The organism is Micromonospora sp. NPDC050417 (assembly GCF_044458865.1).
Lineage (GTDB): Bacteria > Actinomycetota > Actinomycetes > Mycobacteriales > Micromonosporaceae > Micromonospora_G.
The window spans coordinates 81,954-96,054 of sequence record NZ_JBITIH010000020.1; the positions used below are offsets into that span (position 1 = coordinate 81,954).

General features: G+C 69.1%; 7 protein-coding genes and 3 tRNA genes. 8 read left to right on the forward strand and 2 right to left on the reverse strand.

Going from position 1 to position 14,101, the window contains the following annotated elements:
- The first annotated feature begins 236 nt into the window (after positions 1-236).
- The 6 genes from ACIBF5_RS24435 (at position 237) to ACIBF5_RS24460 (ending at position 6,302) form a co-directional block, all read left to right on the forward strand.
- A complete protein-coding gene (locus ACIBF5_RS24435; protein ID WP_396815196.1) occupies positions 237-1,466 on the forward strand; it encodes a S8 family serine peptidase in 1,230 nt (409 codons plus the stop codon).
- 299 nt (positions 1,467-1,765) lie between these two features.
- Positions 1,766-1,838 (forward strand) — tRNA-Gly (locus ACIBF5_RS24440).
- Between the two features lie 34 nt (positions 1,839-1,872).
- Positions 1,873-1,943: transfer RNA gene (locus ACIBF5_RS24445), tRNA-Cys, on the forward strand.
- A gap of 15 nt (positions 1,944-1,958) precedes the next feature.
- Positions 1,959-2,033: transfer RNA gene (locus ACIBF5_RS24450), tRNA-Val, on the forward strand.
- Positions 2,034-2,251: 218 nt separating this feature from the next.
- Entirely contained in the window at positions 2,252-2,506 is a 255-nt protein-coding gene (locus ACIBF5_RS24455; protein WP_396815197.1) for a hypothetical protein, read from the forward strand.
- A gap of 103 nt (positions 2,507-2,609) precedes the next feature.
- On the forward strand, positions 2,610-6,302 hold the full coding sequence (locus ACIBF5_RS24460; protein ID WP_396815198.1) for a DUF4132 domain-containing protein: 3,693 nt from the start codon (positions 2,610-2,612) through the stop codon (positions 6,300-6,302).
- Between the two features lie 210 nt (positions 6,303-6,512).
- Here the strand turns inward: ACIBF5_RS24460 and ACIBF5_RS24465 are convergent, their stop codons facing one another.
- On the reverse strand, positions 6,513-6,923 hold the full coding sequence (locus ACIBF5_RS24465; protein WP_396815199.1) for a hypothetical protein: 411 nt from the start codon (positions 6,921-6,923) through the stop codon (positions 6,513-6,515).
- 554 nt (positions 6,924-7,477) lie between these two features.
- Here ACIBF5_RS24465 and ACIBF5_RS24470 point away from each other — a divergent pair.
- Positions 7,478-8,485, forward strand: a complete 1,008-nt coding sequence (locus ACIBF5_RS24470; protein WP_396815200.1) for an ArsR/SmtB family transcription factor — start codon at positions 7,478-7,480, stop codon at positions 8,483-8,485.
- Positions 8,486-8,608: 123 nt separating this feature from the next.
- Here ACIBF5_RS24470 and ACIBF5_RS24475 read toward each other — a convergent pair whose 3' ends face one another.
- On the reverse strand, positions 8,609-9,025 hold the full coding sequence (locus ACIBF5_RS24475; RefSeq protein WP_396815201.1) for a hypothetical protein: 417 nt from the start codon (positions 9,023-9,025) through the stop codon (positions 8,609-8,611).
- Between the two features lie 1,404 nt (positions 9,026-10,429).
- Between ACIBF5_RS24475 and ACIBF5_RS24480 the strand changes: the two genes are divergently transcribed.
- A complete protein-coding gene (locus ACIBF5_RS24480) occupies positions 10,430-14,005 on the forward strand; it encodes a S8 family serine peptidase (protein WP_396815202.1) in 3,576 nt (1,191 codons plus the stop codon).
- The last annotated feature ends 96 nt before the right edge of the window (positions 14,006-14,101 follow it).

Here is a 14,101-nt window from a genome sequence, read left to right on the forward strand (position 1 = left end):
GCCGGTGTCCGTGGCGGCACCGGTGCACTCGGGCGCTGCCGCACTCCGATGCCGGTGCGTCCCGAGGGCCGGTGCGTTCCGGGGGCCGGTGCGTTCCGGTGCCGGGACACGGGTGGCCGAAACCCCAAGGTATCCGAGTTGGTCGATGTCCTAGTAGGCTTCGGTCACCATTCGGGCCGACCGTCGCCGCGCCCAGGAGCCCGGCTGTGGTCGCCGGGTTTCAGGGAGGCCGGAAGATGACCGCCGTACCCGCCCACCGACGCTGGCTGACCGCCGTCAGCGCCGTCGTTGTCACCGCCGTCGTTGGCGTCGCCGGAACCAGTGTGCCGTCGACGGCCGCGCCCCACCCCGGTGGGCAGATCCATCGCGCTGGCGGTGCGACCGCCGTACCGGACAGCTACATCGTGCTACTGCGTGAACCGGCCGCGTCCGGTGCAGCCGCGACCCGCGCCGACACCGGTGCCGAGGCCACCCGCCTCGCCCGCCGCTACGGCGGCACCCTCGACCGGGTCTACCGGGCCGCGGTGCGTGGCTTCGAGGTACGGCTACCAGCGCCCGCCGTTCGCCGCCTCGCCGTCGACCCGGCTGTCGCGTACGTCGAACAGAACCACCTGGTCCCGCTCGCCGCCGGGGTGCAGCTCAACCCGCCCTCGTGGGGGTTGGACCGGATCGACCAGCGTCAACTGCCACTGGACCAGCGGTACGCCTATCCGAACACCGCGCCGAACGTGCACGCGTACGTCATCGACACCGGCATCCGGGCGACCCACGTCGACTTCGGTGGCTCCGTCGTCGGCGGGTACGACGCCGTTGACGGCGCGCTGCCGGCGGACGACTGCAACGGTCACGGCACCCACCTCGCCGGCACCATCGGCGGCCAGTCGTACGGCGTCGCCAAGGACGTGCGACTGGTCCCGGTACGCGTGCTCGGCTGCACCGCCAGCGGCAGTTACGCCCAGGTCATCGCCGGCATCGACTGGACCACCGCGAACGCGGTCAGGCCGGCGGTCGCGAACCTCGCCATCGGCGGCGGCGCCAGCGCGGCGCTCGACGCGGCGGTGACCAACTCGATCAACTCGGGCATCACCTACGCCGTACCGTCGGGTGGTTCGGCCACGAACGCGTGCACCTTCTCGCCCGCCCGGGTCCCGGCGGCACTGACCGTTGCCGGCACCACACCGACCGACGCCCGGCTCGGCTCCGCCAACTACGGCGCCTGCGTGGACATCTTCGCCCCCGGCCAGGGGATCACCTCCACCTGGCACACCAGCAACACCGCTACCGCCACGATCAGCGGCAGCTCGGCGTCCGCGCATGTCGCGGGCTGTGCGGCACTGGTCCTCTCGACCCACCCCACCTGGACCGCCGCCCAGGTGGCCGCTCATCTGATCGCCCAGTCCACGCCGGGGATCGTCGCCAACCCCGGTGCCGGCTCGCCCAACCGTCTCCTCTACTGCGGCCCCTGACCGATCCGTCCGCCCCGGCGGGCCGCCCTCTTGCCCGGTGCCTCTTCGGGGAGCGGCCCGTCCCTCAACCGAACGGACCAAACCACATCCACCGTACGTCCCTCCCCCCTCAAACCCAGGTTCCTAGGATGCTTACCGGGTGTGGCCTCCGTCCGGCCGTGATGCCTGCCGCGACCCTCGCTCACCTGGGACAATCGGAGTACGGAGCTGCGCCGACCCGCCATGGTCACCCCCGATTTGGCACATGTTCGCGGGCTCGGCTAAAGTTCTCATCCGTCACCAGGAAACACCGGAGACAAGCGGACGTAGCGCAGTTGGTAGCGCATCACCTTGCCAAGGTGAGGGTCGCGGGTTCGAGTCCCGTCGTCCGCTCGGAGATGCCGCCACGCACGTCGGGGGCAACCTCGGTGGAGTGGCCGAGAGGCGAGGCAACGGCCTGCAAAGCCGTGTACACGGGTTCAAATCCCGTCTCCACCTCGGCAGTAATGGCGAGGGCGATTGGCGCAGTGGGAGCGCGCTTCCTTGACACGGAAGAGGTCACTGGTTCAAACCCAGTATCGCCCACCAGTAGTACCAGCAGGTCAGCGGCTCGTTACCGGAAATCCGGTAACGAGCCGTTCCCGTTGCGCCCCTCACACTGGGAGCAAACTGGGAGCAGCTCCGTTGCGTTGTCGGTAGCGGAGGTCGAGGCAAGCTGGGTGTGTGTGAAGCGATCGAGCTACCGAGCGTAGTGGTCACCGCCCAAGTCGGCGTTCGCCGGCTTCCGGCTCCCCGCCGAGGTGATCGTGGTCGCGGTCCGCTGGTACGTGCGGTACGACCTGGCCGGCTCGGCCTCGGCCGTCGAACCGCATGTCTTCGCGGGCGCGGCCACGGAGACGACGATCTTGCTCGGCGAAGGCCGCGCGGCGCGGTTCGTGCCGGTCGGGGAGCTGCTCGACGTGGACCTGAGCCCCACGGCGGCGGCGGTGTGGCACCGGTTCCTCGGCGGTTTCGCCGGGGCGCCGTCGGGCACCGGTTGGTCAGCAACACGGGTCCCGTAGAAGCCGATGAGCCGGATCAGCCGACGTGGACGCGCGGTCGCCGGGGCGGCGGCGTACAACCAGTTAGAGTGCCGTGGTCCTGGACACGGTCGGGGGAAGTGCAGTGCGGAACTTTCAGTTCGTCAGCGGTGACTCGGCAAAGTATTGGCGGGTCAACCGCGATGGCTCGACAGTAATCGTGCAGTTCGGCCGGGTCGGCGCCAACGGCACGAGTCAGGCCAAGGAGTTTCCCGACGAGGAGGCTGCGGCCGCCCACGTGGACAAGTGCGTCGCCGAGAAGCTGCGCAAGGGGTACGTGGAGGTGACAGCCGCCGCGCCGCCGAACGCGGCCCCGCCGGTGGGCTTGGCGTCGACGGGCTCGGCCGCGCCCTCGGATAGCTCGCTTCCCGAGGGTGCGGTGGTTCGGGTGGTGGTCGGCGGGTCGCCGGCCGCGCCTGCCACCGACGCAGTGGCCGCTGCCGTACCGGATGAAGACATCCTGGTCCCCCCGTCCACCTGGCGGCGGAACCTGCGTTTGCGGCGCGGTGGCTGGTTCACCGGCACGCCGATGCCGGCCGGGGCGGACGCGACCGGAACGGAGTACCTCGACTCGGCACGTCCGGAGATCCACCGACTGTTACAGGACCCGGGATCTGACCCCGAGCTGCGCGCCGCGGCCCTGCTCCTGCTCGACGGCGATCGCCACCGCCCCCTCGGCGCCGATCCGGCCGTCGGCTCGCCCCTGGGCGCGGCGGCGCTGATGGGGGCCGCGGCCCGAGTGCGCGGCCTCTCCTTCTACGGTGGGCTGGCTCAGCTCGCCAACTACTGGGCCGAGACACGCGGGCTGCTCTTCGCCGCGGAGGCGGCCGTCGCGCTCGCCGGCATCTACGTCGACGACAACGTGCGCCGAGCGACCCTGCCCGACTTCCAGCCGCAACACGTCTACCGGGGGTGGCCGGACAGCAATCTGCACTACTGCGGCCGGATACGCGACCTCCTGGCGACCGCGAGCGAGGCCGACTACGCGGCGGTCGAGCGTGTCCTACAACCGGTCCGTCAGGCCGGCACCCCGCTGCAACGGCTGGTGACGTCGTTCCTGCTGCCGACCCGGACGGACTGGGTGGAGGAGGACACGCTACTTGCCGGCACCCTGCCAGCCGGCCTCGACGCCGCCCCGTTGCTACTGCCCGCCCTGCATACCGCCGAGCAGCTCGAGCGGGTGAGCCGGCATCTCCCCGTGCACCCGAACGGCTGGACGGAGTCGGTGTTGCCCTCCTTGCTGGAGGGCGTGGGCGCGGCGGCACTGCCGGTGCTGCTGCGCTGCTTCGACGCCGCCCCGGACGCACGCGACAAGCAGGCGCTGTCGTCGCTGGTCGCACTGCTTCCCGCCGACGAGGCGTTCCAGGCGCTGCTCGACCGGATCGACCGTAGTCACGTGCTACCGGCAGCGCTACACGAGGCCGCTGCCGCCTACCCGCGCCGGGCCGTCCGACTCATGGCGCAGTCCGGCTCCCGCACGGTCGACGGTATGCTCCGCCTCCATCTGGCCCGGCACCGAGAACTCGTCGATGAACTGCTGCCGACGCTGCCGGCCCTCGCCGCCGACCGGATCCGCGCAATCGACGCCGAGGCGGCTGCGATGACCGACGCGCCGACCGCGAAGCTGCCCGCAGTGCTGGTCAGCCCGCCGTGGAGCGGCAAGAGCAGCGTCGCCAAGTCGTTGACGATCCCAGGTCTGGCCGCCGAGTTCCCGCCAGCGGTGAGCTGGTTGCCCGGCGAGCGTGACGAGTGGCTGGCCGCGTACGACAGGCGGTTCCGGCACGAGATTTCCCGGACCGACCTCGACCAACTGATGCAGCTGTACCGCACGGGTGGCCCCATCACGTACGGCGACCAGACCCTGCTCCTCGCCAAGGCTCCGGAAGAGCTGGTCCGGCCACTGCTCGCTCACATACAGCACCAGGACGTCTGGAATCTCACGCAGCTACGCGTCATCGTCGCCCGGCACGGAACTGCCGCACTGCCGGCGGCGCTACGCATCGCGCGGGTGGCGACCACAATGGCGCCGGCCTTGCTGCCGTTGGCGAGTCCCGAACTCGCCACGCTCATGGCCGACTGGTGCACCCGGAGCGGCCCTCTACACCAGGTGGCCCGCACCTGGCTGGAGCGCCACCCACTCGCTGCGGCGCGGGCCTTGGTGCCGGCGTCGCTCGGCAAGGCGGGCTCGTCCCGGCGCCGCGCCGAGGCGACGCTTCGCCTCCTGGCCGGGGCTGGGCACCGGGCCGTGGTGCTGGTAGCCGCCGCCGAGTACGGCGAGGCCGCCGCCGTGGCCGTCGGGGCAGTACTCGATCAGGATCCGCTGGACCTGCTGCCGACGAAGATGCCGGTGATCGGGGATTGGGCCGACCCCGCGTCGCTGCCCCGGATCCCGCTGCGCGACGGCTCCGGGGCGCTGCCGCACGAGTCGGTGCGACACCTGCTCACCATGCTGGCCATGTCCAAGCTGGGCGAGCCCTACCCTGGCGTCGCGATCGTCAAGGAGGTGGTGGAGCCGCGCGGTCTCGCCGAATTCGGCTGGGCCGTCTTCGAACGGTGGCAGGCGGCCTTGATGCCACCCAGGGACAGTTGGGCCCTGGAGTCCTTGGGGTTGACCGGCGACGACGAGACGATCCGTCGGCTGGCTCCGATCATCCGCGCCTGGCCGGGCGAAGGCGGCCACGCCCGCGCGGTCACCGGGCTCGACGTGCTCGCCGCGCTCGGCAGCGACGTGGCGCTGATGCACCTCAACAGCATCGCGCAACGGGTGAAGTTCAAGGGCCTCAAGGAGCAGGCCGTCGAGAAGGTCGCCAAGGTTGCCGAGGCGATCGGGCTGACCGGTGAACAGCTCGCCGACCGACTCGTCCCCGACCTGGGCCTGGCCACGGACGGTACACTGCGGCTGGACTACGGGCCGCGGCAGTTTGTGGTTACCTTCGACGAGCAGCTGAAACCGTGTGTGACGGATGCGGCGGGCGGGCGGTCGGGCGCGTTGCCCAAGCCGGGCACCGGGGACGACGCCACGCTGGCCAACGAGGCGTACACCCGGTTCGCCGCGGTCCGGAAGAACGTCCGGAGCATCGCCGCCGACCAGCTCGTACGGCTGGAGCAGGCCATGGTCACCGCGCGGCGTTGGACCGTCACCGAGTTCCGGGAGCTCCTCGTCGCGCACCCGCTGCTGTGGCACCTCGTCCGACGGCTGGTCTGGGGCGTGTACGAGCTGCCCGATGGCCCTCTCCGGTACGGGTTCCGGATCGCGGAGGACCGTACCTTCGTCGACGCGACCGACAACAAGGTCGCCATCGCCGACGAGGCGGTGATCGGTCTGGTGCATCCGATCGAGCTGGGCACGGCGTGTGCCGGATGGGCGACGCTCTTCGCCAACCACCAGACCCGGCAGCCGTTCCCACAGCTCGACCGGAAGGTCTTCGTGCCAACTCCAGAGGTCGTCGCGGCGTTGGACGGCCAGACGGTGCCGACCGGCCGGATCCTGGGCCTGGAACAGCGCGGCTGGCGGCGCGGCGGCCCGCAGGACGGGGGCATCCAGGGGTGGATCGAGCGGACGGTACGCGACGAGTGGACCTTTGTCGTCGGGGTGGACCCGGGGATCGCCATCGGTGCGCCCACCGAGTGGCCGGAGCAGAAACTCGATACTCTCGGCCTCTATGAGGGCGCCGGAGTGTACTGGTGGTTTGACCGCCCGACGGTGCCGCTCGACCGGCTCGACCCCGTGACCGCGTCCGAAATCATCCGTGACATCACCGAACTGACCGCCAAATGATGTCGGCGCTCAGCGAACCTCGCCACCGGTAGCGGCGCGACGAACCAGCACTTCCCGATCGACACTCCGACGGCGTCCGCCGCGCGCCAGGCCAACTCGGGGTTCGGCTTGCGTATCCCCGCCTCGTCGCTGTACGGCTCGGCGGCGAACAGCGGGCCGAGGCCGGCGGAGGCGAGGAAGTCCGATGGGCGGCGCCGCTGATCGCGTTGCTCACCACCACCATCGGGATCCCCCCCGGCCGCCGCCGTACGCAGCGCTTCCGGGATTCCGTCGCGGGACGGTCCACTCGTCGCCCCACGCCCACGCGTAGCTCAACGAGACCGCCTCACGCCGTACCGCCTCTCGCGCCGCGTCCGGCCAGCCCGGGGTGACGACGTCTTCCCATACCCGCTCGTGGGTCACCTCCAAGGGACCCTGGTCCCGGCTGGTGTCGTCGCGCCAGCGGGAATACCGGCGGGAGCCGTCAGCGATGCCCCGGACGATCGTGTCGATCGGGACGGTTTGCCCGGTGAGTGCGTGTATTCGCTGGACCAGGGCGGGCGGGGCGGCTGGCTGCGGGCGTGGCAACTCGACAAGGACACCACCGAAGTCCAGCAGCAGCGCGGCGGGCGGAAACAGCATGCGTCCATCGTCGCCGCATCGGCCGGCTCTTGCGGCCAGGAGGCCAGAGTTCGCGGGGCAGGGAAGCCGCCTGAGCGCTGGGTGACCGGGCAAGCCGGCGACCCCCCATGCGCTGATTCACCGCTGCCATCAACCGGCCCGCTGCCCTGAGGCCCTGACATCGCCGGACGGGAGTAGGAGGCGGACGCGGTATTTGCGGATGGGATCGGGTCCGCCGCCGAGCGCTGACCGTACGAGAAGCGGAAGCCGAGCGGCTGCGGTAGTCGGGGCACCAGTCACGTACGGCCACCGACTGGGCCCGTCACCAGAGCCGACGGGCCGGTCACCGCGACGCCGCGCGGGTCGCCGACCCGGCGGCGGCCGGCTCCGGATCGTGATCTGTCGGATATGGAACGAAGTCGCTGTACGGAAAGCTGCCGACCGGTAACAATGGGTTTCGTGAATCCAGAGAGGCGGGAGACGGATTTCGCCCGCCAGCCGAAGATCCATCCCGACCAGTGGCGTCGCCCCCTCCAGCCCAGGAAGAACGCGTTCTGTGACTGCCGGTGGGTCCTGTGTTGAGGATCCACTTCCTGCCAGAGGACCTGGCCCGGACCCACGTCGCCGCCAACGTGGACGCGTTGTGGGAGACGGTGTTGAGCCTGCAGTTGCTCCACAACCACGACGGCCGGCTCGTGTTCCGCCACTGGCGCCGCGAGGTGCGGCCCCGGGCTCCCCGTTCGGTGCGGGCGATCCTGCTGTCCCTGTCGCCACCGCGTGGCGACTTTGCCGACCTGCTCACCCCGGCCACCGGAACGCTCGGCTTGGACGCTGGTCTGGAAAGCGTCCGCGCCACCCCGCTGCGGCTGATCCGTCGCGACCTCGACCACCTGGCCGTACGCCAGCGGCTCCCCTCATGGAGCAGCCCATTGGCCGACGGGGAACCTCAGGCGCTGAACCACGTCGTCCAGGCGCTGCGCACCTGGCATGACACCGCAGTCCGTCCGTACCACGATCAGATCACCACACATCTCGACGCCGACCGGGCGATCCGCCTCCGGGACGCCCGGCTGGGCGGACCGGAACGCGTCCTCGCCGGCCTGCCACCACCACTGGACTGGCAGCCGCCGGTCCTGCTCAGCCCGTACCCGGAAGATCATGACCTGTACCTCGACGGCCGAGGGCTGATCCTGTTGCCGGCCTTTTTCTGCTGGGGTAAGCCGGTCACCCTCATCAACCCGCATCTACCACCGGTCCTCGTCTATCCGGTGGAGCGCGACCTGGACTGGCTGAACCCGCACTCCACTTCGACCACCTACGGAGACCGTGCCATCGCGGCCCTGATCGGATCGACCAGAGCCGCGGTGTTGGACACGGTGGGCCAGGGCCCGGTCAGCACCACCGAGGTGGCGAAACGCCTACGCATCTGCCCGTCGTCGGCCAGCGAACACGCTACGACTCTCCGCGAAGCCGGGCTCATCGTCACCCGCCGAGCCGGCAACGCCGTGCTTCACAGCCTCACCCCGACCGGAGTCGCCCTGCTCGACGGTCCTCGGGGGAGTGTGTCGATTTCGCCTCTCTAGCAGACATAGTGTTGGACTTTGAAGTCGAGCGTGCGCGGGATGGCTACCTGCGCACGTGCCCGCAAAGCCAAACCTATGTCTCACCCACGGTCAGAGGCCACCTTATCGGTGGTCGCGGCTAGACTAGACCGGGAAATAGACGTCGACCGCGAGAAAGCCGCCGGCCACGTCGCACGTCTTCTCGAATCCGAAGGTTTTCGTGGTGCCCGCAGACGCCGTGCGGGGCTCTTCGAAGTAGCAGCTGCCATTCTCGTTGTAGCCTACGAACAACACCGTCCGCGAATCGCTGACCGCCTTCACGTATCCACCGATTTGCAGGCTGCGGTTGTAGAAGATGATGTCACCCTCGGTGATTGATGCGCCGTAGGTGATGCGGAATGGTTGTGTAGTCGAGTCGACTGCCGATACGGTGGCCACGCGTACGTATGTCTGCGGGGCGGCCTGAGCTGGAGCTTCGGCTTGGGCCAGCGTGCCGGCGGTGAGGGTGGCTGCGGCGGCCAGCGCGGTCAATAGTCGGCCGGCGTTCCTGCGTGCGGTCATCGACACTCCCTGCTTCCTACTTGGGAAGATCTGTTCCGACAATCTCTGTCGATGAGATCCCCGTTGACAATGCGCCGGTACACGACACCGCGTCGGCTTCGCGTGGCCGGCTCCTGTCCATGCTGGTGGCTGCGGTCATCAGAGCGGAGCGCCATTCGGCCAGTGCCGAATGGCGCAGGTCCGAGGCAAGCGGGGGAATTCTGGATGATCTTCGTACTTGCCGGGCAGGTGCTGCGACCAGCAGGCGGTTCTCTGGGCGGGTAGTCGAGGGTGACCAACTCCGGGGTGACGCGGACGGTGACCATGACGAAGCCGTTGCGGTCCGGGTACGCATCGATCGTCGACGGTGGCGACAGCGGTGCCGTTGGGTGCGTGCCGTCGGATATCTGGTGATCCGCAGGCGGGTCGAACCTCCCGGCGTCCGACGAGGCCACTGCCGTCGCCGCCTGTACCGTGCCAATACTTGCCGCTGGGAACCGTCTCGGCGGGGAACCGGAACCCGGCGAACGCCGACTTGGGCGGTGACCACTACGCTCGGTAGCCCGATCGCTTCACACACCCAGCTTGCCCCGACCTCCGCTACCAGCAACGCAACGGAGCCGGCACCCGATTCCCTCGGCACCAGCGATATGCCGATCCGGATGCGACGAAAGACGCTGATGGCCTGTGGAATGTGGCGGTGCAGTCTCCGTGGTGGTCTTTTGTAGACAGCCGATGGCTCTTGATTGCCTGCGCTGGACTTCCTTGGGTTCCCGAACCGATCCCGGCGCGAGGCACCCACCACGTGGCGCCAGGATCAAATCAGGCTGATTTGCGTTGCGGTCTGGGTCGCCTGGTGGTCAAGGCGTTCGCCTGGGTCAGGCTTGGAGGAGAGCTTGGAGTTGTGGCGACGGGGTGTCGGGGTCGACGACCAGGTTGGTTCGTTGACGACGAGACCGGCGTTCCATCGGCAGTGTTTGCGATGCAGTTCGCAGTCGCCTGTCGGACAATCGACGCTGCTGGCCGTCGGCGTCGTGGCATGGAATCTTACTACCGGGCGGCAGTGGGGGCATGGGCGCCGGTTCTTCTGACTTGGCGCCGGAATACCTGCGTCCAGGTGTGATGTCCATCTGGCGTCATGTCGCCTCTGCGACAGGGCTGAGGCGGCGCCGACGAAATGTTCGCGTCGCAGACTCCCAGCTGTCGTCATTTCCGATGGCGCACTGCTGAACACAAGGAGTCTGTTTCATGTCCACCGTTCTGCGTCGTACGGCTGCTGGACTGGCGGCCGTCCTCGCGATCACCGCTGCCAGTCCGCCGCTGGCTTCAGCCGCGCCGTCAACCGCTCCGCCGGTAGTTCCGCCTGGGAGTGGTCCGGCCTTGTCGGCTGGCGCGGCTGCGAAGGTCACCCTGATCACGGGTGATGTGGTTGAGGTCAGCTCGGTCGGGGGCGGCCGGTTCGCCGCTTCGGTGCAGCCGGCTCCGGGTCGGGAGCAGATCACGTTCCACACGCTCGAGGCCGATGGCGGCTTGCGGGTGCTGCCGAGCGACGTGATTCCCTACGTCTCGACCGGCAAGGTGGACGCGGATCTCTTCGATGTGCAGGAGCTGATCGCAGACGGCTATGGTGACTCGTCGGCGGTGAGTCTGCCGTTGATTGTGCGTTACCGGGATCCGGCCGCCGGGGCCCGGGCCGCGATGGCGGGTGTGACGAGCAGCCGGGCGTTGCCGAGTATCGGTGGTGCCGCGTTGGCTGCGGGTAAGGCGTCGTTGGCCGACTTCTGGCGGGCCGCCGCGACGGAACCGGCTGCGGGTGCCCGTTCGGGTAGCGCGGCGGCGTTGGGCGGTGGGATCGACAAGATCTGGCTGGACGGCAAGGTCCGTCCGGTGCTTGACCGGAGTACCGCACAGATCGGTGCGCCAGCGGCGTGGCAGGCGGGTTACGACGGCACCGGGGTCAAGGTGGCGGTGCTCGACACCGGCATCGATCAGACCCATCCGGATATCGCGGGCAAGGTGGTACTGGCAAAGAACTTCACCACCAGCGAGGATACGGTTGACCACTTCGGGCACGGCACGCACGTGGCGGCGACGGTGGCGGGGACCGGTGCTGGTTCCGGTGGCACCCGCAAGGGGGTGGCGCCGGGGGCGAGTCTGCTGGTCGGCAAGGTCCTCGGAGATGACGGAAGTGGATCCGAGTCGTGGATCATCTCCGGGATGGAATGGGCTGCGGCTCAGGGCGCCGGTGTGATCAACATGAGTCTCGGTGGTGGGGCGACTGACGGCACCGATCCGATGAGTGAGGCGGTCAATCGGATCACCGCCGAGGAGGGCACCCTCTTCGTGATCGCCGCAGGTAATGAGGGTGCGGAGTACACCGTCGGGTCGCCGGGTGCCGCCGCGTCGGCGCTGACGGTAGGCGCGGTGGACCGGGACGAGTCGCTGGCCGACTTCTCGAGCCGGGGTCCTCGGTTGGGTGATGAGGGGTTGAAGCCCGAGATTACCGCTCCGGGTGTGGACATCGTCGCGGCCCGGGCCGCTGGCACCACGATGGGTACGCCGGCGGATGAGCTGTACACGGCGGCGTCGGGTACCTCGATGGCGACCCCTCACGTGGCCGGTGCGGCCGCGCTGCTGGCGCAGCAGCACCCGGACTGGTCGCCGGCGCGGTTGAAGAACGCGTTGGTCAGTACTGCCCGAACGAACAAGGACGTCTCGGTGTTCGGCGGGGGGGCCGGGCGGGTCGATGTGGCTCGGGCTGTCTCCCAGCACGTCTTCGCCACCGGGGTGGCCGACTTCGCCCTGATCACGGGTGCGGGCCCGGACTCGGCACCGGTGAGTCGGACGGTGACCTACACCAACGACGGTCCCGCTCCGGTGACGCTGAACCTGGCGCTTGAGATGTCGGACCTCGGCACTGGTGCCCCCGCGGGTGACGCGATCACGGTTGGCGGTCGCGCGGTGACGGTGCCGGCTGGCGGATCGGTCGAGGCGCCGGTCACGGTCGATGTGGCGAAGCTGCCCTACGGGCAGTATGGCGGCTGGCTCACCGCGACCGGACCGGATGGCGTCGTGGTCACCACCGCCGTCGCGGTCTCCGTCGAGGGACCGCCGCACACCGTGACCTTCCGCGCGGTGGATCGAGCCGGCGCGCCGCTGCAACGATTGCCGGTCATCCTTCTGCAGGGCGACAACTCGCGTTCGGACCGGTCCGGCTCGCTGTACGGGTCTCCCACCTGGACCACCTCTGTGGCGGAGGGCACCTATCTCCTGTACGCCATGATGGAGGACACCACCAACCGGCAGTACATCCAGGCCGGCGTGATCATCGATCCTGAGCTGAAGGTGGATCGGGACATTGAGGTGATTCTCGACTTCCGTAAGGCCACCCCGATCCGGATCGAAACGCCAAAGCCGGCCGAGCAGCAGTCTGTGCTGAGCTACTACGCGCATCGGGTGACCGGCACCGGTCGCGAGATCAACATCGGCGCCATGCACTTCAGCGGGGTCCGACAGGTCAGCGTCACGCCGACCAAGAAGCTCTCCAGCGGCGAGTTCGAATTCTCATCCCGCTGGCAACTGGCCGCGCCGAGGGTCCAGGCCAAAGTCGGCGGGGTACCCGGCCCGCTCGACATGAGCCTCTCTGTTCGCTCACCGGCCTCCGACGGTAAGCGCAGCTTCCCGCTGGTCGACGCCGGCCAGGGCACCCCCGCCGAACTGAAGGCGGCGAAGGTGAAGGGCGCGGCCGTCCTGTTCCGGTCCAATCTGACGAACGAGGGGGCGCTCGCTGCGGCTGCTGCGGCTGCTGGCGCGGCGGTGGCGCTGATGGTGCGTCCCAGCGAGTTCTCGACATGGGCTGAGTGGAACCCGGTTCATCCGTTCCGGGAGGCGCTCCCCATGCTGGTGGTGTCGGCGGAGACCGGGGCGAAGCTGATCGACCGGGTAGCCAAGAGACCGGCCACCCTGGACCTGACCATTACCACCGCAAGCCCATACCTCTACGACGTGCAGCACGTGGAGACTGACCAAATCCCGGAGCAGATCGTCTACCGGGTGACCCCGGAGAACTCCGTGCGGATCACCACCAAGTACCCGGACAACGGCGGTAGTCTCTGGGCGAAGGAGCAGCGGTTCGGCTGGCGCCCCTGGCAGGATTTTGCCTGGAACGATCAGTCCCGCTACGCCGCGACCTCGCAGGTGCGCGAGGAGTGGGTAACCGCCGGAGACTCTCTCTGGCAGCACCGGGTGGCGCAGGACTGGGCGTTGGGGCCCGATGACACGTTGAGGTCCGGAATGACCAAGCCGCCCACCAGCTACCGTCCCGGTAAGCGTGAGGAGAGCTGGTACACCCCGGTGGTCCGGCCAGCATCACCCAAGGGTGTGCCGGAGCTGGTCTCCACCCGCACCGGCAATACCCTCGCGCTGCGGGTACCCGAGTTCGTCGACGCCGATGGCCACTACACCATCGGTGAGGCGAACAGGGTCAACGCCACCCTGTGGCGCGATGGCCAACTCTTGGCCGAACTCCCCAACGCGCGCCGGGACGTCACCACCACTAGCGCCCAGGCGTGGTACCGCCTGGCCCTGAACACCAGCCGTTCGAGCGCGGAATGGACCTGGGGTACCCGCACTGAGACGGTGTGGGACTTCCGCTCCGGACAACGACCGGGCGACAAGGCCCGGCCGCTGCCGCTGCTCCAGGTCGACTACACGGCACCGGTCAACCTGGACGGTGTGGCCCGCGAACGGGAACACACGCTGCGCCTGAGCGTGCGTAACCAGAACGGGCTCGGCGCCGTCGACGGTGCCGCGCTAACCGCCGAGGTCTCCTTCAACGAGGGAGCCACCTGGAAGAAGGTCACCGTCTCCGGCAAGGGTCCGGACTTCCGGGCCAGCATCCCGGCCGGACACGGCAAGAGCGTTTCGCTGCGGGTCCGGGCGACCGACGCTGACGGTAACGCGATCACCCAGACCGTCATCCGGGCCTATGGTCTGAGCTGACAGCTCACTGGGCGGGGCGACCGGTTGGTCGCCCCGCCCGCAGTGGCGGTACGGAGCCTGCTGCCCGCTCGGATCCTGACCGATCGCGATAGCGGG

What these genes read in the sequence shown, in the direction of transcription:
- ACIBF5_RS24475 (WP_396815201.1), bottom strand. Translation starts at nt 9,025, where the DNA reads ATGACCGCACGCAGGAACGCCGGCCGACTATTGACCGCGCTGGCCGCC.
- ACIBF5_RS24435 (WP_396815196.1), top strand. Translation starts at nt 237, where the DNA reads ATGACCGCCGTACCCGCCCACCGACGCTGGCTGACCGCCGTCAGCGCC.
- ACIBF5_RS24465 (WP_396815199.1), bottom strand. Translation starts at nt 6,923, where the DNA reads ATGCTGTTTCCGCCCGCCGCGCTGCTGCTGGACTTCGGTGGTGTCCTT.